The organism is Nesterenkonia sedimenti, assembly GCF_012641515.1.
Taxonomy (GTDB): domain Bacteria; phylum Actinomycetota; class Actinomycetes; order Actinomycetales; family Micrococcaceae; genus Nesterenkonia; species Nesterenkonia sedimenti.
Window position 1 is genome coordinate 13553 of sequence record NZ_JABAHY010000005.1, and the last position, 25322, is coordinate 38874.

Below are 25322 nucleotides of genomic sequence, written 5' to 3' on the forward strand. Positions count from 1 at the left end.
TAGCAATGTCTGCCACTGAGGGTTTTCTGCATGGGCTCCAGCTCGCTTTCACCCCCGAGCTGCTGCTGACCGCTTTGATTGCAGCTTTCGTCGGTACGCTCATCGGGGTCCTGCCCGGCTTGGGGGCAGTTGCTGGTGCAGCGATTGCGCTTCCCCTGACCTTTATGTTCGATCCAGTGGTCGGCCTGGTTCTGATTGCCGGTATATACGTAGGTGCCCAGTACGGCGGCTCCACCGGTTCGATCCTTCTGAATATCCCGGGCGACTCCACTGCTGTTGTCGCGACCTTTGACGGCTACCCCATGGCGCAAAAAGGGCGCGCGGGCCCGGCCCTTGCCATTACTGCCATTGGTGCATTCATCGCGAGCACCATCGGCCTGGTATTCATTGTCTACTCATCCGGATTTGTCGCCAGTTTCGCGATCACTTTCAACGCTGTTGATTACTTTGCACTGACCGCTGGCGGACTGCTGATTCTGGCGAGAATTTCGGGGGGAACTCTCGCCCAAGGTCTACTTCCTATGATCCTCGGCGTCGTCATCGCCACGGTAGGGATGGAGTCCACCTCAAGCTATCCCCGTTATACCTTTGGAAACTTGGATCTCACCCTCGGGATCCATATCGCTGTGCTCGCGGTTGGCATTTATGGCGTCTCAGAGATTTTGTACCTGATTGAGGACAAGCGCCAGCGGGCCTCCTATAAGAAGATCAGAATTAAAGATCTTGTCCCGTCACGCTCAGAGATCCGCCAGTCCTGGGGCCCCTGGGGCCGAGGTTCCATCCTCGGGTTTATTCTGGGAACTTTGCCCATGCCCTCCGCTACGATTTCGACTTTCGTCTCCTACCGCATGGAGAAGGGAATAGCGCGCAATAAGTCCCAGTTCGGCAAAGGCGCGGTTCAAGGCCTCGCAGGACCAGAAGCAGCCAATAATTCTGCTGCCATCGGTTCAATCGTCCCGGTCCTCGTACTTGGTTTGCCGTTTTCCGCAGTTCTGGCGTTGATGATCTCCGCCATGATCGTTCACGGCATCCAGCCAGGGCCCCTCATGATGGAACAGCAGCCAGACTTGTTCTGGTCAGTCATCGGAGCGCTGGCCATCGCGAATGTCATGCTGTTGGTCCTCAATATTCCGATGATCGGGATCTGGGTGCGAATCCTGCAGATTCCCCGCTATATCCTCATTCCCGTCATTGTCCTGGTGGCCAGCATGGGTGTCTTTAGCGTCAGCAACAATATGGTCAACCTCTATCTCATGCTGGCTCTTGGCGCAGTGGGCTACTTCTTGAGGAAGTACAACTACAGCCTGGCCTCGATGCTTGTGGGGTTCGTCCTGGGGCCTCTTATCGAAGATAACTTTGTACGGGGTATGCGAGTTTCTCAGGGAGATCCTGCATACTTCCTTTCCAGCACCTTCGCAGTGGTTATCTGGTCGGTGGTGGTCCTGATCGTGATCGGGGCTGCTGTGAGAACTCTGCTCAAACGCCGGGCCCAGCGCCGGCTCCTGGACAGCACGGCTAAGTAAGTGTGGTCTTGAAGTGGAATTATCGGGAACCTGGCCGGGCGCTCACTCATATGATCGGAGAAAAGCATGAAAGATATCCGCACCGTCGACTACCACACCGAGGGTGAGCCTTTCCGGATCGTGGAGCAGCCGCCGGTGGAGTTTCCCGGTGAGACAGTGGCCGAGCGTCGCGTTCGGGCGGTCAATGACCCTGCTGCCCAAGAGCTGCGTCAGTTCCTCTGCTATGAGCCGCGGGGCCATGCGGATATGTACGGCGGGTTTATCGTTCCCCCGAATGACGAGGGCGCCCACCTGGGGGTCCTGTTCTGGCATAAGGACGGTTTCTCCACCGCCTGTGGCCACGGCACGATGGCCCTGGGGGTGTGGGCTGTTCAGTCGGGGTTAGTCACACCGGACCCCTCTGGCACCACTGAGGTGAGCATTGATGTGCCCTCTGGCCGAGTGATCGCTAGGGTCAGCACCTCCCAGGAGGGCAAGCCTGTGGCGGTGGACTTTGTCAATGTGCCCAGCTATGTGCTCCACCGCCAAGTGCCGGTAGAAACTTCACATGGAGAGGTCACCGCAGATGTGGTCTACGGAGGGGCAATATACGCCCATGTGCCAGCATCCTCGGTAGGCCTCAGTGTTATCCCGGAGAACTACACTGCTCTGATCGCAGCGGGACGCGAGATCAAGTGGAAGCTCAACGGAACCTCCTGGGCTGAGCACCCCTCTGATGAACGGCTCAGCGGTATCTACGGCACTATTCTTTTCGATGACCTCGGAACGGAGGAGAGCACAGGAGCTCCGCACCAGCGAAACATCACCGTATTTGCAGACGGGGAGGTTGACCGCTCGCCTTGCGGATCGGGAACCTGTTCCCGGGTAGCCGCTCTGGCTGCCGATGGCACTTTGGAGCAGAACCAGACCCTCGTGCATGACTCCATCGTCAACACGCGTTTCCACGCCCGGTGGGCCGAGCGGGTCACCGCCGATGGGCATGATGCGGTGGTTCCCCATGTCACTGGGATGGCTTTCCGGACAGGGCACCATACTTTCGAAGCAGACCCCGCAGACCCCTTAAAGCAAGGCTTTGTCCTCCGCTGAGAAAACCGCGCGGAGCAGGGTGAGGGCGCCCTGCTTATTCAGTGGGGAGTTCTTATTGCCGCATTTCGGGGACTGCACACAGCTGGGGCAGCCGTCCTGACAGCCGCAGGAGAGGATCGCCGACGTCGTCGCCTGTATCCATTCCTGGGCCATGCGGAATCCGCGTTCGGCGAAGCCGGCTCCCCCGGGGTGCCCGTCGTAGACGAAGATAGTGGGCAGTTCGGTGTCCCGGTGCAGTGCGGTGGAGACTCCGCCGATGTCCCAGCGGTCCGAGCTGGTCAGCAGCGGTAGCAGCCCGATCATGGCATGCTCAGCCGCATGCAACGCCCCCGGAATATGCTCCACGGTCATCCCGGCGCGGACCAGGGCGGTCTCCGGGGCGCTGATCCACATCGCCTGGGTGCGCAGCTGCGAGGGCGGTAAGTCCAGCGGCTCATCGGAGATCACTTCTGAGCTGCCCAGCGCCTTGCGCTGGAACCCGGTCACCGCCGAGCTGACCTCCACCGTGCCGAAGCATAGGGTGAAATCTCCATGGACCTGCCGCTCGGTCTCCTCCAGCACGCTGATCGAGGTGGTCTCCCTGGCCTGGGTGTAGAACGGCGGGCTGACGGGGGTCACCAGCACCGTGTTGTTCTCCTGGTCCAGCTCTTCCACGATGAAGGTCCGGCCCTGGTGTACGTACACCGCCTGCGGGTGGGCCTGCGGCTGAGCCTGGGCGGCGCCCATCTCTCCGACCACTGTCCCGTCCTCCACGCTAACAATGGTGTACGGGCCGCCGCCGTCGGAGCGCAGCTTGACCCAGGAGGCTGCCGAGACGTCGTCGTGGCCGAAGAACCAGCCCCGCGGCCGGCGCCGCAGATGCCCCTGCTCAGTCAGCGAATCCACCAACCAGCCCAGTCCGGCGAAGAGGCCCTGCCCGCCGATGTCATCGGGGAGGAGTGGGAGTTCCTGAGCTGCGGCTAGCAGGTGGGGGGCGGCCACATGCGGGTTGTCCGGATCGGTGACCGCATCCTCCACCCCGGTGCTGAAGATCGTCTCCGGGTGGTTGAGCATATAGGTGTCCAAGGGGTCATCCCCGGCCACGAAGAATGCCGCCCCGCGCTGCCCGGTGCGCCCGGCCCGGCCCAACTGCTGGAAGAAGCTTGCCCGAGTCCCCGGCCAGCCAGCGATCACCACGGCGTCCAGCCCCGCAATATCAATGCCGAGCTCCAGTGCCGGGGTGGAGGCCACCCCCAGCAGCGCCCCGGTGCGCAGGGCCTCCTCCAACTCCCGGCGTTCCTCCTTGAGGTAGCCGGAGCGGTAGGCCGCCACGCGATCCTTCAGCGCGGGGTCGGTCTCCAGCAGGTGGTCACGGGTGATCGTAGCGATGGTCTCGGCCCCGCGCCGGGACTTGATGAACGCCAGGCTGCGGTACCCGGCGGTGACCAGACTGGTGAGGATATCGGCAGACTCCACGGTCAGGCTGCGTTTCAGCGGAGCGTCATTGTCGCCGGTCTGTTCGGCCGGCGCCGACTCCCAGAGATAGACGTCTACCGCGCCGTGTGGGGAGCCGTCATCGGTGACGGCGGTAACGTTGCCTTCTGCCTCGCCGATGAGTCGAGCGAACGACGACGCCGGCTCACCACTAGTTGCCGAAGCTCCGGCAAATACCGGATCGGCTCCGTAGCTCCTGGCCACCCGCCGCAGTCGTCGCAGCAGTAGGGCGATATGCGAGCCGAAGATGCCCCGGGCGGTATGGGCCTCATCAATAATCACGTAGCGCAGCCGGGAGAGGAACCGTGCCCAGCCCCGATGGTTGGGCAGGATGCCGGCGTTGAGCATATCCGGGTTGCTGAGCACCAGATTCGCGTGTTGACGGACCCACTGGCGGGACTCCGGGTCGGTGTCCCCGTCATAGCTGGCCGGACGGATACCACCGGAGGGACCGGCCCGGCCCACGGTCTCAGCCAGTTCCTCCAAGGCATCGAGCTGATCGGCGGCCAGGGCCTTGGTGGGGGAGAGGTAGAGGATGGTGGCCTCTCCGGCGGGGTGTGCGGTGACCCCGGGGGCTGGTTCTGCGCCGAGGATGGCAGCGAGCCCGGGCAGTTGGGCGGCTAACGACTTTCCGGAGGCGGTGCCGGTGGCCACTATGGTGTGCCGCCCGGTGTGCAGAGCCTTGGCGGCCTCGCATTGGTGGGTATAGAGCGTGCTGGCCCCGGTCTGCCGGTAGGCGGCCTTCAGCTCAGCCGGCACCCATTGCGGCCATGCCACGGTGCGCGCATCACGTGCCTCAAGGGTGTGGATGTGTTTGATCGGGGAGCCTTCCCCGACCCGCAGCGGCAGCTTGGCCGCGCGTAACAGGGCCAGGGGAGTCCCGGCGTCGTCGTGATGGGGATGGTGCACCCGTTCAGCGTACTGCCGGTTGCGGGGGTGTCCCGGATTCTCCGTAGCCTTGTGGACTGTGCGTAGCGTTATAGCGTCATGCAGAGTGCAAATCCCTACGCAGAGTGAACAAAATAGCTATGGACCGGTGTAGTTGCCGGCGTCATCGTAGTGATCGGCGAAGATTTCCGGTGGCTGATCGCCGGGCTCTAGTTCCACCGGGCCGGAGCAGCCCCAGTTGGTGGTGTCCTGGCACTCGCCGGAGACCTGCCGGTGGTTGATGCGCCAGATATCGGCCTCACCGGGGGTGGCCGGGATGGTGGTGGTACCGGTGATCGGGGTCCAGCTGTCCAGCGGAGCGGGGCCGCCGGGCACCCGGTACTCGCCGATGAACGTGGTGTTCAGTTGCACCGGGTGCCGGCTAGTGTCCTGGTAGACGTGGCTGGTGGGAGTCTCGGCGTCGGTGATGATGGCCTCTCCGCTGACCGGCCCGCCGGGATCGGCGCTGCTGCGGGTGGTTCCGTCCCCGTAGTCGAAGTGATGCTCAGTGGGGATGGTCCGGACCTCAACCTCCACACCGAGCAGCTCGGTGGTCAGCACCTGGGTCTCGGCAGTGCTGAAGATGTTGGTGTGCCGGTTGATGTAACCGAAGCCAAGGAGCTCGGGCTCAAAGCTGACCTCTCCAGGGTCAATCGGCAGCGAGGCAAACTCCTCCTCCATCAGCCCCGGGATCTGCTCATAGACGCTGATGGTCTCCTCTTCCTCGGTTTCTACGACGGTGTCCGCAGTGGGCGTTTCCGGAGTTGAGAGAACCGGCGGCTCATCGCTGCAGTCCGGGGCGGTGAGTGCCTCACCAACGCGGCCTCGGCCCAACATCCCGCCGAGCACACATGCGCTGGAGCCTCCGGTGATGGAACTGCCGATGTTGTTCAGTACGTTCTGACAAGGCATGTTGAGAGCGCCGCGGACTACGCAGTAATGCGAAGAGGACGACGACGCCGGCGGTGGGGAGGAGCCTGGGCCGCCAGGTGAAGAGATAGGGGCGTTGGGTGGAGCGTTGCGGCCAGGGGAGCCAGGTTCAGAGGGACGTTGTCTCTCAGTGCGAGATTCAGTAGAAGGAGTCTCGCGTTGAACTTGTACTTCTGTGGTCATTTCGTCCCACCATCCCTCTACCTCCAACTCAGGGCCACTATCCTCTGCTCCTGTGGAAGCTGGAGAAAAGGCAAGAAGAAGTGTGGAACCAAGGATCGTCAATGAACTCACAGCTCTTCACTGTCCTCAATGGGCTCATCTGCTTCTTCGTCGTATTCCCCGAGGTAACTAAAGTCGAAGACCTGCCATCTGTCGTCGACATAAACGGCGGAATAGCCGAAACCACTGAAGTTGTCCTCGGTCTTTTCGTCGTATAGCTCTTCTTGCCAGTATGTCTGGAACATCGGTTCTTGCATCCCGAAGATGCCAGTGGCATTGGTTTCTGATTCGAGCTGCACGTAGGAGTCGAGAATGATCTCTGGCTCACTGACATACCAACCGTTGTTTTCGTAAACTTCGGCTATCGCAGCAATGCCGTAGTCACATACATCGCAATCTTCGGCGGAGACGTATTCGAGGGGTTCCAGGTCGCCTGTGATCCGGGCATAGTGTCTGGCGTCAAACCAGTACTGAATCAGCGCCTCGGCGCCTTCTTCGGTGGGTTCGTAGATTTCCTCGGGCACCTCGGGCTTTGGCCAGTTTTCGGCTGGACCGTCGGAAGACGCTGGGACTGGTTCGGCGTCGTCGTCATCCGTTGAATCCCCCGAGGGCTCATCCGGTTCAGCAGACTCCCCCGGGTCTTCCTTCCCAGTCTCCGTACCCTCCGCAGCTGGCAGAGATTCCAGCACTGTGGGCTCCGACTCCTCGGCCTCCGCACCTCCGGCGCAGCCGGTCAGCGCCAGAATTATCACCGCAGGGGGCGCCGTGTATCGCACAGCCACAATCCGTATCCGTCCTGTCGCGCGACAGTCCGGAACAGATCAGGCCGCCGCAGTATGTACCTAAGCAACACAGTTCCGTTCCCCTCTGCGGAACTGTGAATGTTACTTTAGTCACACTGCTGCACAACCGCCACCCCTGTGGAAAACCTTACTGCGAGATTTCCTCGTCGATCTGCGAATGGCTGGGCCGGCGGCGGTCCTTCGCCCCCGGAGCGCCGAAGACATGAACATCACCGAGGTGAGTCCAACCCAGGTACTCGTAGAGCTCCTTACCGTCATGGGTGGCAACCAGCAGACCCTCGGCGACATCGTGCTCATGGGCAATCGCCAGCAGCGCACGGGTCACGAACGTGCCCAGCCCCTGCCGGCGGTAATCCGGGGAGGTGTAGATCCGGTCCAGAATGCAGAAATCATCCACTACAGCCATCCGGCCACGGGCGGCCACATTCTCACCCTGATGCACGGTGAACAGTGTCCAGCCCTCGAAGTCCTCCCGGCTCGTGGTGTAAGTCTCCGGGGTGATCGGATCCTCAACATCCTGAGTCTCCATATCGACCACCATCAGCTTCTCTTCGTCGCTGATCATCTCCAGGCCATCAACCTCGGACTTGTCCATGATGTCGGCATCCGGCTCGGCAATCAGAGTCAGCAGCCGGGCGGGGCTCTTAGTCACAGCGGAAGCGACCTTGCGCAGCTCGGTCTCCTCCGGATCGAAGATCACGTATTCCCACTCATCCGAATCCGGACCCAGGCGTGCAGAATGGATATTGCCTTCATGCTGCACCTCATAGCCGTGGGTGCGGGCCCACCCGGTCACCCACGTCTGGACCAATGCGTCGTTCAGCTCAGAAGTCATTTGCAGCTCGCTTCCCTGTAGTCACTCAGTTCCAACATATAAGGAACCTCACAGTTAGGGATAGTGGGCGGAAGTAACAATCTGCTGAACGCCGCCGGTCAGAGGCCGGTCACATACCCCCGGCAGCCCCGCGAATCCCAGCCTTGGGGCCGCGGGTCGTAGTCTTGTTATGTGACCGAATCTCGCATTGTTCTCTATTACAAGTTTGCGCCTATCAAAGACCCCGAGGCGGTCAAACTCTGGCAGCGCACGCTCTGTGAACAGCTGGGACTCACCGGCCGGATCATCATCTCCGAACACGGCATCAACGGAACTGTCGGCGGCGAGATGGCGGCGGTGAAACGCTACGTGAAACAGACCAAGTCCTACACCCCCTTCCGCGGCACCGAGTTCAAATGGTCCGAGGGTGGGGCTGAGAGTTTTCCCCGGCTGAGCGTGAAAGTCCGGCCCGAACTGGTTGCCTTCGGGGTGCCTGATCAGGTGAAAGTCAACGACGACGGCGTCATCGGCGGTGGTGAGCACCTCAAACCCGAGGAGGTCCACGAGCTGGTCGAGACCAAAAAACGCGAAGGCGTGGAGGTCACCTTCTTCGACGGCCGCAACGCCATGGAGGCCCAGATCGGGAAATTCCGCGACGCCGTGGTCCCCGACACCGAGACCACTCGCGACTTCATCACCGAGCTGGACTCCGGCAAATACGACCACCTCAAAGATCAGCCGGTGGTCACCTACTGCACCGGCGGGATCCGCTGCGAGGTGCTCTCAGCCCTGATGAAGGACCGCGGATTCGAGGAGGTCTACCAGATTGACGGCGGCATCGTCCGCTACGGGGAGACCTACGGAGACTCCGGCTACTGGGAGGGCGAGCTCTACGTCTTCGACGGGCGGATGAACACCCGGTTCAGCGAGGACGCCAAAACCATCGGTGAATGCGTGAACTGCTCTGCGGCGACGTCGTCGTTCTATAACTGCCTGGACCGGGGCTGCTCCAACCTGCAGCTGTACTGCGAGGACTGCAAACACATCCCCGAAACTGTGCGGTGCAGCAAATGCGAGGCCCGGCTTGCCGCCAACCCCAATGACCCCAACCAGGGGGTCCTGGACAAGGTGCGCCGACCATGAAAACACCCAGCAGCCACGATCTCGAACTGATCAGCAAGCTCCATGCCGACCTCACCGAGGCGGAATTCACCAACGACGGCGTGGCTGAGCTCCTCGGCACCGATGCGGTCACTGCCCTGGACCGTGAACAGGTGGTGCCCGGCCAACTGGTGGTCGAGGCTGAACTGCCCCCAGCCAGCACCGGGGTGAGCAGTAGGCGGCAGCGCTGCGCGGTCCTGACAGCCCTATGGCTGGTCTCGGTCCGAGTCACCCCCGACCAGGTGGAATCGGCCCTGCCGCGCACCGGACTGCAGGGTCTGGAAGACCTCGAGCTGGTGGAGACCCGCGAGGGCGTGGTCCGGCCGCTCAGCGACCTGCGCCCCTACCAGGTGGAGACCACCGGTGGGCAACAGAACCTCTGGGTGACCAGCGACCTTGCCGCCCACGAGGTCCAAGGAGCGCTGCCGCATGAACATGTGCTCGGCATCGGCCAGGCCAGCCTCACCCTGGCTGGGATCACCCACCGCGCCCCGGTGGGCACAGCCCTAGATTTAGGCACCGGCTGCGGAATCCAGCTGCTGCATCTGTTGGACCACGCAGAACATGTGGTCGGCACCGATATCTCCGCGCGCGCCCTGGACTTCGCCCGGTTCAACCTGCTGCTCAACGCCGAGGCGCTTCGCCTGGACGCGCAGAACCTCGAAGCGCGGGTGGAGCTGCTGCAGGGCTCACTGTTCGAACCTGTGGCCGGCCGGCAGTTCGACCTGGTGGTCTCCAATCCGCCGTTTGTGATCACCCCGCGCACCGAGGGCGAAACCGAGGCCGACCGGTACATCTACCGCGATGGCGGCCGCGAGGGCGATGCCCTGATGCAGGAACTGATCAGTGCTCTGCCGCGGGTGCTGACCCCTGGTGGCACCGCCCAGATGCTGGGCAACTGGGAGATGCACCGCGCCGGAGAGGACACAACCTGGGACACCCGCCCCCGCCAATGGGTTGAGGGGACCGGGCTGGATGCCTGGTTCATCCAGCGTGATGTCCAGACCCCGGCGCAGTACGCCGAGACCTGGCTGCGCGATGCCTCCGAGGAACGCAGTATCGCCGAATACCGACGCCGCTACGCCCATTACCTGCGGGACTTCGCCTCCCGCGGGGTCGAACAGATCGGATTCGGGATGATCTGGCTGGGCAAACCCCAGGCCCATGTCATGGGTGAGGGGGAACCGGTGCGCTGGGTCCGCTGCGAGGAACTCACCGGAGAGATCCAACAACCCCTGGGCCCGGTGATCGGTGAGACCGTCCGACGCCGCGGCGACCATACAGTACTTAACCGCGCGCTGACCGTGCCGGAGAGTGTCACCGAGGAGCGGTACCAGCGCTTCGGCGCCGAACACCCCGAGGTGATCATCGCCCGGCAGGGTGCCGGGTTCCGCCGAGCCCGGCCGATCAGCTCCTCGGCGGCAGGGTTCCTCTCCGCCGCCGACGGGGAATTCAACGCAGGTCAGCTGATCACCGCTGTCTGTTCGCTCACAGATGCCGATGAGGATAATCTAACCCAGGAGGTCCTCGACCTCTATATAGAGGGCTACCTCGCCGACTGAGCCGAGCGAAGATGCCCGCGTGGTCAGAACGACGCGCAGGGGTTCGCGGAGCAGGCGTTCGGGTGGGTTTAGGCGGGAGCGAGCGCGCATCAGCGCGTGAGTGAGTGGCGGCACGGCTGCGTAGCGGTTCCCGCAGCGGCCGAAGTGGAGCCCCGCCATCGCACTGTTATAGTGAGCACTCGACGGCGCACCGCCCGGTTGGGGCGCGCTCAGTTGCACCGCTGCACAGCCCAAGGAGATACGTGTCAGGCAAGAAACTGGTCATTGTCGAGTCCCCGGCTAAATCCCGGTCAATCGCCAAATACCTCGGCGAGGATTTCATCGTCGATGCATCCGCCGGGCATATCCGTGACCTCCCGCAGCCCTCCGACCTGCCCACGGATATGAAGAAGGGCCCGTTCGGGAAATTCGCGGTGGACCCCGAGAATGGTTTCGAGCCGTATTACGTTGTCTCCGACTCCAAGAAGTCCAAAGTCCGGGAGCTGAAAAAGCAGCTCAAAGAGGCCGACGAACTTTACCTCGCAACTGACGCCGACCGCGAAGGTGAAGCCATCGCCTGGCATCTCTACGAGGTCCTCAAACCCAAGGTTCCCACCTACCGGCTGACCTTCACCGAGATCACCAAAGAGGCCATCCAGCGGGCCATGGAGAGCCCCCGGGAGATCGACACTGACCTCGTTGACGCCCAGGAGACCCGCCGTATCCTCGACCGGCTCTACGGCTACGAGATCTCACCGGTGCTCTGGCGCAAGGTCGGCAGGGGCCTCTCCGCCGGCCGTGTGCAGTCGGTTGCCACACGCATGGTGGTCGACCGGGAACGTGAACGCATGGCCTTCATCCCCGCTGACTACTGGGACCTCTCCGGGACCTTCGTCACCGACTCCGGGGAGAGCTTCGGCGCCAAGCTCCATGCCGTGGACGGTAAACGCATCGCCGCCGGCAGCGACTTCACTGATAAGGGTGAACTGAAGAAGAACCGCAGCGACGTCGTCGTTCTCGGTGAAAATGACGCGGTATCCCTGGCGGAGGGGCTCACTGAGGTGCCCTGCACCGTGGACTCCCTGGAGGACAAGCCCTACTCCCGCAGGCCTCAGCCGCCGTTCATCACCTCGACCCTGCAGCAGGATGCGGCCCGCCGGCTGCGGTTCTCCTCCCGGGTGACCATGCAGGTGGCTCAGCGGTTGTACGAAAACGGGTACATCACCTATATGCGTACCGACTCCACAGTGCTCTCCAATGAGGCGCTGCAGGCGGCTCGGCGGCAGGCCAGCGAGCTCTACGGTGCCGAATCTGTGCCGGAGAAGCCCCGGTTCTACGCCCGGCGCAGTGACACCGCCCAGGAAGCCCATGAGGCGATCCGCCCGGCCGGTGACTCCTTCCGCACGCCTAAGCAGGTGCGCAATGAGCTCTCCGCCGATGAGTTCAAACTCTATGAGCTGATCTGGAAGCGCACCGTCGCCTCCCAGATGGCAGATGCCAAGGGTTTCACCGCCAGTGTGCGGCTGACCGGCACCGCAAGCGATGGCCGCAGCGCGACCTTCGGCGCCTCCGGAACGGTGATCACCTTCCCCGGGTTCCTGGCCGCCTACGAGGAGATCAAAGACAACGACGACGCCGGCAAACCGGCTGAGAACGCCAAGGACAAGCGGCTGCCCAAACTCGAAGAGGGGCAGGGCCTGACCTCCGATGACGTTGAGGCCAAAGGGCACACCACCTCGCCGCCGGCCCGCTACACCGAGGCTACGATCGTGGCCGAACTGGAGAAGCGGGAGATCGGCCGACCCTCTACCTACGCGCCGACCATCTCCGTGATCATGGACCGCGGCTATGTGACCAAACGCGGTAATGCCCTCGTGCCCTCCTGGACCGCATTCAGTGTCATCCGGCTGCTGGAGGAACACTTCGGTCACTACGTGGACTACGACTTCACCGCGCGGCTGGAGGATGAGCTGGACCAGATCGCCCGCGGGGAGATCGAACGTGAAGCCTGGCTGCAGGGCTTCTACTTCGGTGCCAACAGCCCGCAGGCGGGACTGAAAGCTGTAGTGGATAACCTCGGTGAGATCGATGCCCGGGCGATCAACACCATTGAGGTCGCCGACGGCGTTGAGGTCCGTGTTGGCCGATACGGCCCCTATCTGGAGCGCCCCAACCCCGATGGTGAGGCCGATGAGAACGGTGAGCTGAAGCTGCAGCGGGCCAATATCCCGGACGGGCTCGCCCCTGATGAGCTGACCCGGCAGAAGGCTGAGGAACTCTTCGAGCAGGCCGCCCACTCCGGCAAGGTGCTGGGCACCGATCCTGAGACTGGCCGGGAGATCGTGGCCAAGGACGGCCGCTATGGGCCCTATGTCACCGAGGTCATCCCGGAGATGACTGAGGAAGAGATCCAGGCTCATATGGACGCTCAGCCCACCGAGTACTACAAGAACGGTAAACCGAAGCCGAAGAAGAAGCCTAAGAAGGAAAAGCCGCGTACGGCCTCCCTGTTCAAGACGATGGACCTGGAGACGGTGACCATCGAAGATGCGCTCAAGCTGCTCTCCCTGCCCCGGACCGTGGGAACCGATGGTGATGAGGAGATTCTGGCGCTCAACGGCCGCTTCGGTCCCTATCTGAAGAAGGGCACTGACACTCGCCCGCTGCAGAGCGAGGAGCAGCTGTTCAGCATCACTGAGGATGAGGCCAAGAAGATCTTCGCCCAGCCGAAACAGCGTGGTCGTGGGGCGGCCAAACCGCCCCTGGCGGAGTTCGGCACTGACCCCATCACTGAGCGTGCCGTGGTGGTCAAGGATGGTCGTTTCGGTCCCTATGTCACCGATGGGCAGACCAATGTCACCGTCCCGCGCAGCGTTCAGCTGGAGCAGTTGACTAAGGATCAGGCCTTCAGCCTGTTGGCGGAGAAGCGGGCCAAGAGTGGCGGCGGATCCTCATCCGGTTCCACCAAGAAGGGCGGCCGGAAAACGGCCGCGAAATCCTAGCCGAGGCTCATAAGGGGAAGAGAACAGGCATATGCGACTCGGAGTTCTGGACATCGGCTCCAACACGGTCCATCTGTTGCTCGTGGATGCTCATATTGGGGCGAAGCCGGCGGCATTCGCCTCACATAAGCGGCCATTGTCCTTGGTGAAGTATCTCGACGAGGCCGGGGCGATCACCGATGAGGGCCAACACGAGCTGATCGGCTTCATCTCCGAGGCTGTCCGGTTCGCTGCTCGGCATCGGGCCGAGGATATGCTCAGCTTCTGCACCTCCGCGATCCGGGAGGCCGCCAATGGGGCCGAGGTTATCGCCCGGGTCCAGCAGGAGACCGAGATTGAGCTGACGGAGCTTACCGGGGCTCAGGAATCGGCCATGACTTTCTTCGCGGTGCGTCGCTGGCGGGGCTGGAGTGCCGGTCACATCCTGAACTTCGATATCGGTGGCGGTTCCCTGGAGCTGGCCTATGGTCAAGACGAGTTGCCTTCGACCGCACTCTCGGTGCCACTGGGTGCTGGACGGCTGACCCGGGACTTCCTGCCCAGCACTATGGCCGATGGTGCCGCCCCCAGTAAGACCGAGGTCAAGGCACTGAAGACCTATGTGCGCGAGGAGATTGAGGCTGCTCGCCGGGAATTCCCGCAGCTGAAGGAGCAGCTGGAGGTCACCGCGACCTCCAAGACCTTCCGCTCCCTGGCGCGGATGACCGGGGCCGCTCCCTCGGCCGAGGGACCCTATGTGAAACGGGTCCTACAGCTGAAGGAACTGCGGGGGCTGACCAAACGACTCAGCGAGATGACCGCCAAAGAGCGGGCCAAACTGCCCGGAGTCTCGGAGATGCGTTCCAAACAGGTGTTTGCCGGTGCGCTGGTGGCCGAGACGGCCATGAAGACTTTCGGCATCGAGGAGCTGACCATCTGTCCCTGGGCGCTGCGTGAGGGTCTTATCCTTCGCCGGCTGGACACTCTGGCCCGGGATGTGAATGTGGAAATCCCACATGCCCCGGCAGTAGGACATGTGGACCTCAACCGCGAACTGCGGCGGCCCACCCATAAGGATGTGAAAGCGATCGCCGTGGAGCACGCCCGTGTCTGAGCAGCCGGTCCGCCGGTCCATCCCGGTCTCCCTGTCCTCCTCCTCGGTCTATCCGCTGGGGGTCGCTGAGACTTTCTCCATGGCCGAGGACCTCGGTTATGACGGGGTGGAGATCATGGTCACCCACCGGGCAGAGACTCAGTTGGCATCGGTGATCAACGAATGCTCCTGGCGCTTCGGGCTGCCGGTACTGGCGATTCATGCCCCGACCCTTCTGCTGACCCAGCAGGTCTGGGGTTCCGCCTCGGATAAGCTCTGGAAATCAGCCGACCTGGCAAAACAGGTGGGCTGCGACGTCGTCGTCGCTCATCCGCCTTTCCGGTGGCAGGGCAATTATGCCGAAAGGTTCCCTTCCCTGGTGGAGGAGATCGAGGAGCACACCGGAGTGGCGATTGCGGTGGAGAATATGTACCCCTGGCGGGCCGGGGGCCGGGAGGCGGCGATGTACCTGCCGCATTGGAATCCGGTGCCCTATGGCTATCGGCACGTGACCTGGGACTTCTCCCATGCGGCCACGGCTGAGGACGACTCCTACGAGAACGTGGCAGCCCTGGGCTCCAGGCTGCGGCATGTGCATCTTACCGATGGCTGGTCCAATGGGTTCAAAGACGACCACCTCGTCCCAGGCCACGGCAACCAGCGAGTGGCTGAGACCCTGCAGCTGATCAGCCAGCCGGAGTTCGGCGAGGGCGGTTTCCAGGGCGGGGTGGCCGTGGAGGTCTCCACCCGGTCCAAACGTAAGGTCGGCCAGCGTGAGCAGATGCTGGGCGAGTCTCTGGCCTTCGCCCGAGAGTACCTCGGACAGGTTTAAACTTCGGGTATGAGTCATAAGCAGCAGATCGCTGAGGCCCGGCAGCGGATGGCGAGTAAATTCTGGACCGGAGGGTCTATCAAGGCACTGCCCAAAGTGCTGCAGTCCCAGGAGGCAGTCCTGGAGATGGCATCTGCCTCCTTCAACGACGGGCAGGGAATTGCGGTGCTGACAACGCACCGGGTCTTCGGTCTGCGGGCAGGTCTCACCGGACGTGAACTCGAGGAACGTCCCGCTGAAACGATTACGGCAGTGCACAGCAAACGAGGGTTGATCAACAGCAGCCTGACCATCGAAAGTCTCACCGGCTCTCTGACATTCAGCAGCATGGTGGCCGAGGACGCCACTCGGCTGGAGACCAGGATCCGCACGGCATTGGCCTGGCAGGGGCCGCCTGAGCCGTATGCCCCAGGGAACGATTTCGACCCCTATGGGAGTCTGCCCACTGGTTCCTCGATGCCGCATCCGGAGGCCGCTGAGCGGCTGCGCAGTCTCCGCGAGCTCTATGACCAGGGACTGCTGATGGAATCGGAGTACCAGGCCAAACGCGCTGAGATCATCGCCCAGCTTTGAACCTCACCTTTTGAGGTCCGATAGGCTCACACAACGGGTAGGTTGTGCCTGATTGCCGAGGATGTCGGGGCATCCAGATAGGCTGGATGATCATGGGGACGACGACGCCGCAGGGCACGACTGACACTGCAGCCACTGGTAGTAAGAGCCGTGCCAGGAAACCGAAGAAGGCTGATACCAAGACTCTCGAGCAGCGGCTTTGGGATGCTGCGGATCTGTTACGAGGCAACCAAGAACCTAGCGAGTACAAGCATGTGGTGCTTGGGCTGATCTTCCTGAAGTACATCTCTGACCGGTTCACCGAACGTCGCGACCAGCTCGAGGTTGAGCTGCGCACTGAGGGTATCCCGGCTGAACAGATTCCTCACTTCCTGGAGCACCGGGATGAGTACACCTCCCACCACGTGTTTTGGGTTCCAGAGCATGCCCGCTGGAAGTACCTGCAGGACCAGGCCAAGACTCCCGCAATTGGTGAGCTGGTCGATGCAGCTATGGACCTCATCGAGAAGGAGAACTCCACCCTGCGCGGCGTGCTGCCGCGCAACTATGCTCGGGAGGGCCTAGATCAGGGCCGGTTGGGGCAGCTGGTGGATCTCGTGGGCAATATCGGCTTCACAAGCACCGATGACCACGGTTCGGACGATGTACTCGGGCGCGTCTACGAGTACTTCCTCGGTCAGTTTGCGGGTAAAGAGACGGGTAAGGACGCCGGTGCGTTCTACACCCCACGCTCAGTGGTCAAGACTCTTGTGGAGATGCTGGAACCCTACGCTGGCCGGGTGTTTGACCCCGCCTGTGGATCAGGCGGCATGTTTGTGCAGTCGACTGAGTTCGTGAAGGCTCACGGCGGACAGCAGACGGATATTTCAATTTACGGCCAAGAGTACACCCACACTACGTGGAAGCTGGCCAAGATGAACCTGGCTATCCGGGGCATTGAAGCTGACCTGGGGACTAAATCAGCGGACTCCTTTGCAGAGGATCTGCATCCCGACCTCAAGGCGGACTTTGTAATTGCGAACCCGCCCTTTAATCAGGACGACTGGTTCCACCCCAAGCTGGCTGATGACCCCCGTTGGCAGTATGGCTTGCCGCCCAAAGGGAACAGTAATTTTGCTTGGGTGCAGCATTTTATCCACCACCTAGCGCCTAACGGCACGGCCGGGATTGTGCTGGCCAATGGTTCGTTGTCCTCTAAATCTGGTGGTGAGGGAGATATCCGCCAGAGGCTGGTGGAGGCAGACCTAGTGGACTGTGTTGTTGCCATGCCCGATCGGTTGTTCTTCAACACTGGAATTCCGGTGAGTCTGTGGTTCTTCAGTAAGAACCGTCACGGCAACGGGCGCCGGGAACGCAAGGGTGAGGTCTTGTTCATTGATGCCCGGAAGTTGGGCCGTATGGAGTCTCGCAAATTGCGAGTGCTCGATGATGATGACGTCGCCAAGATCTCCGATACTTACCACGCCTGGCGGAACAAAAACGGAAAGTACGACGACGTCCCCGGTTTCGTGAAAGCGGTGTCGCTGGAAGAGATCGAGAAGCATGACTTTGTGCTCACTCCGGGGCGGTACGTCGGCGCTGAGGCGGTTGAGGACGACGACGAGCCGATCCAGGAGAAGATCGAGCGCCTGACCAGCGAGCTCTACGCCGAGTTCGACCGCGGCCGCGAGCTGGAGCAGACCATCCGTGAGCGGCTGGGTGACTTGAAGTGAGCTTACTCGGACAGCACGTTGAGCTGGTCACCGGCTTCCCTTTCAAGAGTCGAGGTTTTAGTGAGGACGCTTCCCACGTCCGTCTGCTTCGAGGTGACAACATTGCCCAGGGCACTCTGCGATGGTCCGGCTCGAAGCACTGGCCAGAGGGTATTTCGCCGGACTTGACGAAGTACGAGCTCAGATCAGGTGACGTGGTGATAGCAATGGATCGGCCGTGGATTTCGGCCGGTCTTAAGTATGCGGTTGTCCGCGAAGCGGACCTGCCCGCGATGTTGGTCCAGCGAGTGGCGCGGCTTCGTGCGAGGGATCACCTAGACCAGAGGTACCTGGGCTACATCATTGGTAGCCGTGACTTCACGAATTATATTCGCGGCACGGAAACTGGATCAGCCGTACCGCACATTAGCGGGACGCAGATCATGGAATTTCCGCTGCCGCCCCTCCCGCCCCTCGAAGAGCAGCGGGGGATCGCAGCAACGCTGGGTGCCCTGGACGACAAGATCGACTCCAACTGCCGAGCGATAGATTCGGCTGAGGATCTTGGAGAAGCGCTCTTCCGCAAAGCAGCTGACAAAGTGCAGACGCTTACGGACATCGCTGAGGTCACGATGGGAAGTTCACCGCCCGGCGACACCTACAATGAGGAAGGCGAGGGGGTGCCCTTCTATCAGGGTGTCAAGGACTTCGGTGTTCGTCACCCGAGTTATCGGGTTTGGACAACAGGCCCCGTAAGAACCGCACATGCGAACGCCACGTTGATCTCGGTGCGAGCGCCGGTGGGACGTTTGAATCGGGCAAAAGAGTACTGTTGTATCGGTCGCGGCCTCGCAGCTGTGACGAGCAGCTTTCCCAGCACCTGCTATTACTCGCTTCAGGCAGCTGATGCAGTATGGGCGCCTTTTGAGCAAGAGGGCACCGTTTTTGGCTCGATGAACAAAAAGAGCCTGACGTCCGCCCAAGTTCCGTGGCCATCTGAGTCCGGTGTCCGAGAACTCGAGGCCCAGCTTTCTTCATTGGACACCCGGATCACAAGTCTTACTGATGAGAACCGGAAGTTATCCGGTCTCCGGGACGCGTTGCTGCCGGAGCTCCTCTCTGGCAGGGTCCGCGTCCCAGAAGCCGCTGAGGCTGTGGGGGAGGGGTTGGGTGTCTGATCGAACTCTGTTCGTATTCCTCGACGAGTCCGGTGATCTGAACTTTTCCGCCAAGGGAACTGACCACTTCGTCGTTGCCGCGGTCTACACGATGGATCCTAACCTGACAGCCGCCCCCATGCAGCGATTGAAGTACGAGCTCATGGCGGAGGGGAGCGAAGACCTCGAGTTCCACGCCACTAATAATTCCCGCAGTACGCGCAAACGGGCTGCTGAGACCATCTCAAGTCTCAGCTCACACTTCGGGGCAAAAGTCCTGTATGTGGACAAGCATTACACTCACCCCAAACGCCAAAGTGACGCCGGAATGATGGAAGTCTTCGGCACCGCAGTGGCGCGATGGTTGGTATCTGAATGTGGGCCGGACTATGCGTTTGAGCAAATCGTGCTCGTCTTCGACTCAGTTCTCACTGGGAAGCAGCGGAAGGCTTTCCTCAAAGTGGTGAAGCCGAAGATCAAATCACTTGGCGTGCCGTTCCACGTCATGTTCCACCCAGTGAAATCAGATCTCAATGGACAGATTGCGGACTATCTCGCCTGGTCTACGTACCGCTGGCTGGAGAATGAAGACCCTGGTCCTCTTGAGGCTCTCGAGCCGATAGATCCCCAGTTGTTCGACCTCTTTAGCCAAGGCAACACTCGATACTATTAAAAATGACCACCCCGCCTAGCCTTGCGGCAAAGCCCGGGGGCTTTTCTCAGCGGGGTGGAACCTTTTCACTCATTATTATACCGCGTGGGGCAAGCTCCTAAGCAGCTTGTAGGGTGATGGTAGATCGCTCGTGCCGGTTGAGGGAGGGCCTGACGTGGTGGCATTCAATGAGGAGGCGGTAGAAAATGCTGCCCTGGACCATCTGCGCCAGCTCGGCTACCAGACTCTGCATGGGGTAGACATTGCCCCTGATGCTCTTAATGCTGAACGCGAGAGCTGGTCAGACACTCTCCTCACAGGCAGACTGCGTGCCGCCGTCGCTCGGCTAAACCCCACGGCCGACGCAGAGCAGCAGGAACAGGCGGTAAAACGCTTCTTGCGCACCGAGCATCAGGACCTTGTTGCAGAGAACATGAGACGGCACGAGTTCTTACTCGACGGAGTACCGGTCACCTACAGCAGCGACGGCCATCAGCGAACTAAGCGGCTCAAGCTCGTGGACTACAAAGATGCCACTGCCAACGACTGGCTGGCCGTGAATCAGTTCAGCATCGTCGAGCACCGGAGCAGGCGTCCCGACGTCGTCGTGTTCCTCAACGGCATCCCGGTCGCCGTATTTGAACTGAAGAGTCCCTCAGCTCAGTCCGCCAGCCTAAAGTCGGCATGGAACCAGATTCAGACTTATCGGGATGACATCCCTAGCCTCTTCACCACCAACGCGGTGACTGTGATCAGTGATTGGTCTAATGCGCGGATGGCGACGTTTACCGCTGGGTTTGAGCATTACGCCCCGTGGAAGACCACTGACGGGACTGAAGCGCTGCCCGGCGCTCCTTCTCTCGATGTGCTGATCCGCGGGGTATTCGATCCCCCGCGGCTCCTGGATCTGATCTCTAACTTCATTGTCTTCTCCGAGGAAACCACCAGCACGGAGAGTGGCCAGGCTAAGAACATCACGGTCAAACGCGTAGCCAAGTACCACCAGTATTGGGCCGTGAACAAAGCTGTAGATTCGGTAGTCAACGCCAGTTCGCCGGAGGGAGATAAGCGAGGCGGTGTCGTCTGGCACACACAGGGCTCTGGCAAAAGCCTGGAGATGCTCTTCTTTGCTGGGAAGATCATGCGCGATGATCGAATGGGTAACCCCACCCTGGTGTTTCTGACAGACCGTCAGGACCTCGACAACCAACTGTTCGAGGAGGTCTTCGCCCCCGCCTCGATCTTGGCAGAAACCCCAGTTCAAGCCGAAACGCGGGAGGATCTGCGTGAGAAACTACGCCGGGCCTCTGGGGGCATCATCTTCACGACCCTGCAGAAGTTCGGAGGCGAGGTAGAGGGCGATCGTTTGCTCACCGACAGGCGAAACGTCGTCGTCATTGCAGACGAAGCCCACCGCTCACAGTACGGTCTGGATGTAACCCTCACCGCTGCGGGAGAATTGCGCGGGGGCCTAGCCAAGTACATGCGTGATGCTCTGCCCAATGCAACGTACCTCGGGTTCACCGGAACTCCCATTGAATCCACTGATAAATCTACCAAGGCCGTTTTCGGAGACTACATCGATGTCTATGACCTTTCCCGGGCCGTGGCCGACGAAGCTACAGTCAAAATCTTCTACGAATCTCGGTTGGCCAAGATCGCTCTGGACAAAACGGATCTTGAGGCTCTGGATGAGCTTGCTGAATCAGCGGTAGGAGAGTCCGAAGAAGCCACGGCGCAGAAGGCAAAATCCAAATGGGCCAGGTTGGAGAAAGTCGTCGGGTCCCAGTCCCGGCTCGAGCTTGTGGCGGAGGATATTGTCTCCCACTGGGAGGCCCGCCGGGCTGAGATGACTGGCAAAGCAATGATCGTGACTATGAGCCGACGGATTGCGGTCGACCTTTACAGCAAGATCATCGCACTGCGCCCAGAATGGCATTCTGACGAAGTAGCTGAGGGCAGTATCAAAGTAGTGATGACCGGCTCTGCTTCGGACCCACCAGAGTTCCGGCCGCATCTCTATGACGCTAGACAACGCAATCAGCTCAAAGCCCGGGCCAAGAACCCGACTGATCCTCTGGAGCTGGTCATTGTGCGGGATATGTGGCTGACCGGGTTTGACTCCCCAGCGATGCACACGATGTATGTAGACAAGACCATGCAGGGGGCGGGCCTGATGCAGGCCATCGCCCGAGTCAATCGGAGGTACAAGGACAAGACCGGTGGGCTCATAGTTGATTACATCGGCATCTTCACCAAGTTGCAGGATGCATTGGCCGAGTACTCTCCATCAGACCGGGAGACCACCGGGGTGCCCATCGAGGAGATGGTTGCCCTCATGCAGGAGAAGCACCAGATCATCAGTTCTATGCTGCATGGGGTCGACTATCGGGTTACGGGCGAGATGACCGATGCCCAGCGGGTTGGTGTCTATCAACATGTGATGGACCACGTGCTTGCCCAGGGCGCCGCTGACACTTCCGAAGGGAAAAACTACACCGATCGCTTCTTGGACCATGTCCTTGCTCTGGTGAAAGCCTTCGCGCTCTGCGGAGCCAGCGAGGAGGCCGCCGCCATCAGAGACGACGTTGCTCTGTTCACAGCTGTGCGCACAGCCATCCTGAAAATGCGTGCCCCCGGCTCGGGGGAGTCCGAAACAGCTGGAGTTGAAGCGGATACGGCGATTAGCCAGATCGTCAATCAAGCGATCACCGCGGACCGGGTGATCGATGTCTATGGGTTCGAAGGCAGGGAGAAGCCCGAACTATCCCTGCTCAGTGAAGAGTTTCTGGACCGACTGGCAGCCCAGAAGGACAAAGAGCACATCCATCTGGCTATGCTGCGCAAATTGCTCAATGATGAGATCAAAACTGTGCGGCGCACCAATGTGGTCAAGGGCAGGAAGTTCTCCGAGATGCTTGATGCTGCGGTGAAGAAGTACACCAACCAAGCGCTAACCGCTGCTGAAGTGATGGCCGAGTTGGTGAAAGTGGCCAAGGAAATGAAAAGCGAGCAAGAGCGCGCTGAGCAGCTCAACCTGACGCTCGGAGAACTGGCCTTTTTCGATGCCTTGGCGCAGAACGGTACCGCTGTGACTGAAATGGGTGATCAGAAGCTGCGTGATATCACCGTGGATCTGGTCCAATCCGTGCAGAACTCGGTCACCATTGACTGGGACAATCGGGAATCGGTTAAGGCCGGTATGCGCTCAAAACTCAGGCGTCTGCTGGCCATTCACGGCTATCCTCCAGATCATCAAGAGGAAGCCATTGAGCTGGTCCTCGTCCAGGCTCAGCGCACCGCCGACAATATAGGAGAAGCACTGTGAAGATTGCGATGATCGGGCTCGGGTCGATGAACGGAGCCATTCTGGCCGGACTCCTGGACTCCGGGGTGCAGGCCGATGACGTCACCGCTACCTCACGCTCGGCCGCCTCAGCCCAGGATCGCTCAGCACAGTACGGCGTGCAGGTTCTGGCCGAGGAGAATCAGGCTGATGCGAATACGGCAGCCGTCACCGGTGCCGATGTGGTCTTCCTGGGGGTCAAGCCCTACCAGATCATCGATGTGTGCACTGAGCTGAAAGAGGCGCTGAAGCCCGGCGCCGTCGTCGTCTCTGTGGCAGCCGGTGTGCCCACCGACAAGATGGAAGTAGCCCTGCAGCAGGGGCAGCCGGTAATCCGCACTATGCCCAATACACCCACCTCAGTGGGGGAGGGAGCCATCGGTCTGGCTGCCGGTACGCATGCCAGTGACGAGCATGTGGATCTGGTCAGCCGCCTGCTTTCGCCAGTGGCATCGGTGTTCCCGGTGCCGGAGGATCAGATCAACATCATCGGAGCCATCGGCGGCTCCGGGCCGGCCTTTGCCTTCTATCTGGCCGAGCTGATGGCCACTGCCGCAGCCGAAGAGGGGCTGGACCCTCAGATGGCGGCAGAGATTGCCGCTAAGACTCTCTACGGGGCCGGAAAAATGCTGGTCACCTCAGAGGAGGACGCCAGCCAGCTGCGCGCCAATGTCACAAGCCCCAATGGCACCACCGAGCGCTCTATCGCTGCCTTCGACGAGCATGGTCTGGCCGCGGCAGTACGTGCAGCTGTAGAGGCGAATATCGCCCGGGCTAAGGAACTCAGCTGAGCAGCCGGCGCATCCGAGATGGATCGAACTTCCAGAAGTCGCGGACCACACCATTGATCCGCAGTACCGGGATCTCCTCGGCGAACTGTGCCGCGAGATCCGGGTGTTCGGTGATATCAGTGGTTCGGTAGTCCAGGCCGAGCTCGCCGCAGACACCGGCGGTGACCTCCAGTGCCTCGGCACAGAGGTGGCATTCGGGTTTGATGAGGACTTCGACGTCGTGAGTGCTCATAATCTCCTCCAGATACAGCAAGACCCCGGTATCAGAACCGGGGTCCACTGTACGGTAAGCAGTGCTTACTTCTTATTGCGCCGCTGGTGGCGAGTCTTCCTCAGACGCTTGCGGTGCTTCTTCTTCGCCATGCGCTTACGGCGCTTCTTGATCACAGAACCCATAGGTTCACAGTCCTTATCTATCGGGGATAGGCCAAAAGGTCTCAGATGAGTTTACAGATTCTCGAGAATAAGGGCGAACCAAGGGGAAAAGATATAGCGCGCGGCGAAACGGTGATCTCAGTCAAACCAGGGGTCGAGGCCGTGCAGCGGGAAGATCTCCTTGCGGGTCTGCATCACCGCGCGGTCCACACTGTCCTCGGGGTCGTAGCCCAACTCCCAGGACCTCCACCACAGTTCCACCTCGTCATTCATCAGCGCAGGCGCCTTCTCCCCGTACCTCTGCTCAACGTAGTCCCGCCAGCCCTGCGGGGTTTCGGTCTTCAATGGAATGGGATCCCCGGCGGCGATAGCCGTCAGATGGGTCCAGGCACGGGGCACGACGTCGTAGACCGAGTAGCCTCCGCCTCCGGTAGCGATCCACCGGCCTTCGGTCACCTCGGTGCTGAGATGCTCGATGTCCAGGGCCAGCTGACGCTGCCCATCGATACTGAGCCCGAGGTCGCTCAGGGGGTCCTGGGCGTGAGAGTCACAGCCGTGCTGGGAGATGATTACCTCGGGCTCGAAGGTCCGCACCAGTTGCGGCACCACCGCGTGGAACGCCCGCAGGAAACCGGCGTCACCGGTGCCCGGTGGTACGGCGATATTGACCGCAGTGCCCTCGGCATCGCCGGTGCCGAGTTCATTGGGGTAACCGGTTCCCGGATAGAGAGTCACCCCGGTCTGGTGCAGGGAGATCGTCATGACTTGGGGGTCTTCATAGAAGATCGATTGGGTGCCGTCTCCGTGATGGGCGTCGACGTCGATATATACCGCCCGGCGGGTTCCTGAATCCAGCAGCCGACGGATTGCCAGTGCAGCGTCGTTGTACACACAGAACCCACCGGCCTTCGCCGCAGCCGCGTGGTGCATTCCTCCGGCGAAATTCACTCCACGCACTGCGGTGCCGGTGATCAACGCATCCGCCAGCTGCAGGCTGCCCCCGGCGATCCGAGCCGCGCCCTCGTGGATTCCCTCAAACACCGGGGTGTCCTCAGTGCCGAGCCCATGTTCAGTGGAGACCTCCTCGGCCTTCACCGCGGCGATATAGGCGGGGTCGTGAACAGCGGCGAGGGCGTCGTCGTCGGCGATCTCCGGGGCGATCAGCCGGATCCGCTCAGGATTGAGCACACCCATCTGACGAGCCAGCCGCTCGGTGAGTTCCAGGCGCACCGGGTCCATGGGGTGGGAGGCGCTGAACCGGTAGCCCAGCAGCGCTGGGTCCCAGATGAGCGCGGTCTTGGATGCGATGGGCGTCACAGGACAAAAGCCTACCGGCTACGCCATAGATGAC

General features: G+C 61.2%; 20 protein-coding genes. 13 read left to right on the forward strand and 7 right to left on the reverse strand.

Annotation, left to right across the window (positions count from 1 at the left end):
- Positions 1 to 5: 5 nt before the first annotated feature.
- Together HGQ17_RS06645 and HGQ17_RS06650 are read left to right on the forward strand one after the other, a co-directional pair.
- Positions 6 to 1523, forward strand: coding sequence for a tripartite tricarboxylate transporter permease (locus HGQ17_RS06645; RefSeq protein ID WP_168887194.1), 1518 nt, complete (start codon positions 6 to 8; stop codon positions 1521 to 1523).
- A gap of 66 nt (positions 1524 to 1589) precedes the next feature.
- A complete protein-coding gene (locus tag HGQ17_RS06650; protein ID WP_168887195.1) occupies positions 1590 to 2609 on the forward strand; it encodes a proline racemase family protein in 1020 nt (339 codons plus the stop codon).
- Here HGQ17_RS06650 and HGQ17_RS06655 read toward each other — a convergent pair.
- The 4 genes from HGQ17_RS06655 to HGQ17_RS06670 form a co-directional block, all read right to left on the reverse strand.
- Positions 2583 to 4991 carry a DEAD/DEAH box helicase gene (locus HGQ17_RS06655; RefSeq protein WP_324615211.1) on the reverse strand — a complete coding sequence of 803 codons (2409 nt, stop codon included), beginning with the start codon at positions 4989 to 4991 and terminating at the stop codon, positions 2583 to 2585. The two genes, HGQ17_RS06650 and HGQ17_RS06655, sit on opposite strands and share 27 nt — an antisense overlap.
- Positions 4992 to 5108: 117 nt before the next feature.
- Positions 5109 to 5921, reverse strand: coding sequence for a hypothetical protein (locus HGQ17_RS06660; RefSeq protein ID WP_229503373.1), 813 nt, complete (start codon positions 5919 to 5921; stop codon positions 5109 to 5111).
- Positions 5922 to 6229: 308 nt separating this feature from the next.
- Positions 6230 to 6850, reverse strand: coding sequence for a DUF6318 family protein (locus HGQ17_RS06665; protein WP_168887196.1), 621 nt, complete (start codon positions 6848 to 6850; stop codon positions 6230 to 6232).
- A gap of 241 nt (positions 6851 to 7091) precedes the next feature.
- Positions 7092 to 7799 (reverse strand): GNAT family N-acetyltransferase, encoded by a 708-nt coding sequence (locus tag HGQ17_RS06670; protein ID WP_168887197.1) that lies wholly within the window; start codon positions 7797 to 7799, stop codon positions 7092 to 7094.
- Between the two features lie 171 nt (positions 7800 to 7970).
- Between HGQ17_RS06670 and trhO the strand changes: the two genes are divergently transcribed.
- From trhO to proC, 11 genes are all read left to right on the forward strand, one after another.
- Positions 7971 to 8921 carry an oxygen-dependent tRNA uridine(34) hydroxylase TrhO gene (gene trhO, locus HGQ17_RS06675; protein ID WP_168887198.1) on the forward strand — a complete coding sequence of 317 codons (951 nt, stop codon included), beginning with the start codon at positions 7971 to 7973 and terminating at the stop codon, positions 8919 to 8921.
- On the forward strand, positions 8918 to 10501 hold the full coding sequence (locus HGQ17_RS06680) for a DUF7059 domain-containing protein (protein WP_168887199.1): 1584 nt from the start codon (positions 8918 to 8920) through the stop codon (positions 10499 to 10501). Before trhO ends, HGQ17_RS06680 begins: the two co-directional genes overlap by 4 nt.
- A gap of 242 nt (positions 10502 to 10743) precedes the next feature.
- A complete protein-coding gene (gene topA, locus HGQ17_RS06685; protein ID WP_324615212.1) occupies positions 10744 to 13482 on the forward strand; it encodes a type I DNA topoisomerase in 2739 nt (912 codons plus the stop codon).
- A 31-nt stretch (positions 13483 to 13513) separates the two neighbouring features.
- Positions 13514 to 14575: a Ppx/GppA phosphatase family protein gene (locus HGQ17_RS06690; protein WP_168887200.1), complete on the forward strand. Its 1062-nt coding sequence runs from the start codon at positions 13514 to 13516 to the stop codon at positions 14573 to 14575.
- On the forward strand, positions 14568 to 15386 hold the full coding sequence (locus HGQ17_RS06695) for a sugar phosphate isomerase/epimerase family protein (protein WP_324615213.1): 819 nt from the start codon (positions 14568 to 14570) through the stop codon (positions 15384 to 15386). The genes HGQ17_RS06690 and HGQ17_RS06695 overlap by 8 nt, the downstream gene beginning before the upstream one ends.
- 9 nt (positions 15387 to 15395) lie before the next feature.
- Positions 15396 to 15959 (forward strand): SHOCT domain-containing protein, encoded by a 564-nt coding sequence (locus tag HGQ17_RS06700; protein WP_168887201.1) that lies wholly within the window; start codon positions 15396 to 15398, stop codon positions 15957 to 15959.
- A gap of 92 nt (positions 15960 to 16051) precedes the next feature.
- Entirely contained in the window at positions 16052 to 17671 is a 1620-nt protein-coding gene (locus HGQ17_RS06705) for a class I SAM-dependent DNA methyltransferase (protein WP_168887202.1), read from the forward strand.
- 164 nt (positions 17672 to 17835) lie between these two features.
- Complete coding sequence (locus HGQ17_RS06710; protein WP_168887203.1) at positions 17836 to 18828, forward strand: restriction endonuclease subunit S; 993 nt, start codon at positions 17836 to 17838, stop codon at positions 18826 to 18828.
- Complete coding sequence (locus HGQ17_RS06715; RefSeq protein WP_211090494.1) at positions 18821 to 19480, forward strand: DUF3800 domain-containing protein; 660 nt, start codon at positions 18821 to 18823, stop codon at positions 19478 to 19480. Before HGQ17_RS06710 ends, HGQ17_RS06715 begins: the two co-directional genes overlap by 8 nt.
- Before the next feature lie 154 nt (positions 19481 to 19634).
- Positions 19635 to 22787: a type I restriction endonuclease subunit R gene (locus tag HGQ17_RS15690; protein ID WP_168887205.1), complete on the forward strand. Its 3153-nt coding sequence runs from the start codon at positions 19635 to 19637 to the stop codon at positions 22785 to 22787.
- Positions 22784 to 23596: a pyrroline-5-carboxylate reductase gene (gene proC, locus HGQ17_RS06725; protein ID WP_168887206.1), complete on the forward strand. Its 813-nt coding sequence runs from the start codon at positions 22784 to 22786 to the stop codon at positions 23594 to 23596. The genes HGQ17_RS15690 and proC overlap by 4 nt, the downstream gene beginning before the upstream one ends.
- Here the strand turns inward: proC and HGQ17_RS06730 are convergent.
- The 3 genes from HGQ17_RS06730 to HGQ17_RS06740 form a co-directional block, all read right to left on the reverse strand.
- Complete coding sequence (locus HGQ17_RS06730; protein ID WP_168887207.1) at positions 23589 to 23828, reverse strand: glutaredoxin family protein; 240 nt, start codon at positions 23826 to 23828, stop codon at positions 23589 to 23591. The two genes, proC and HGQ17_RS06730, sit on opposite strands and share 8 nt — an antisense overlap.
- 65 nt (positions 23829 to 23893) lie before the next feature.
- Complete coding sequence (locus HGQ17_RS06735) at positions 23894 to 23992, reverse strand: 30S ribosomal protein bS22 (protein ID WP_081652675.1); 99 nt, start codon at positions 23990 to 23992, stop codon at positions 23894 to 23896.
- 117 nt (positions 23993 to 24109) lie between these two features.
- Complete coding sequence (locus tag HGQ17_RS06740; protein ID WP_407670762.1) at positions 24110 to 25243, reverse strand: acetoin utilization protein AcuC; 1134 nt, start codon at positions 25241 to 25243, stop codon at positions 24110 to 24112.
- Positions 25244 to 25322: the final 79 nt, after the last annotated feature.

What these genes read in the sequence shown, in the direction of transcription:
- HGQ17_RS06645 (WP_168887194.1), top strand. Translation starts at nt 6, where the DNA reads ATGTCTGCCACTGAGGGTTTTCTGCATGGGCTCCAGCTCGCTTTCACC.
- HGQ17_RS06650 (WP_168887195.1), top strand. Translation starts at nt 1,590, where the DNA reads ATGAAAGATATCCGCACCGTCGACTACCACACCGAGGGTGAGCCTTTC.
- HGQ17_RS06660 (WP_229503373.1), bottom strand. Translation starts at nt 5,921, where the DNA reads ATGCCTTGTCAGAACGTACTGAACAACATCGGCAGTTCCATCACCGGA.
- HGQ17_RS06670 (WP_168887197.1), bottom strand. Translation starts at nt 7,799, where the DNA reads ATGACTTCTGAGCTGAACGACGCATTGGTCCAGACGTGGGTGACCGGG.
- HGQ17_RS06680 (WP_168887199.1), top strand. Translation starts at nt 8,918, where the DNA reads ATGAAAACACCCAGCAGCCACGATCTCGAACTGATCAGCAAGCTCCAT.
- HGQ17_RS06690 (WP_168887200.1), top strand. Translation starts at nt 13,514, where the DNA reads ATGCGACTCGGAGTTCTGGACATCGGCTCCAACACGGTCCATCTGTTG.
- HGQ17_RS06700 (WP_168887201.1), top strand. Translation starts at nt 15,396, where the DNA reads ATGAGTCATAAGCAGCAGATCGCTGAGGCCCGGCAGCGGATGGCGAGT.
- HGQ17_RS06705 (WP_168887202.1), top strand. Translation starts at nt 16,052, where the DNA reads ATGGGGACGACGACGCCGCAGGGCACGACTGACACTGCAGCCACTGGT.
- HGQ17_RS06730 (WP_168887207.1), bottom strand. Translation starts at nt 23,828, where the DNA reads ATGAGCACTCACGACGTCGAAGTCCTCATCAAACCCGAATGCCACCTC.
- HGQ17_RS06735 (WP_081652675.1), bottom strand. Translation starts at nt 23,992, where the DNA reads ATGGGTTCTGTGATCAAGAAGCGCCGTAAGCGCATGGCGAAGAAGAAG.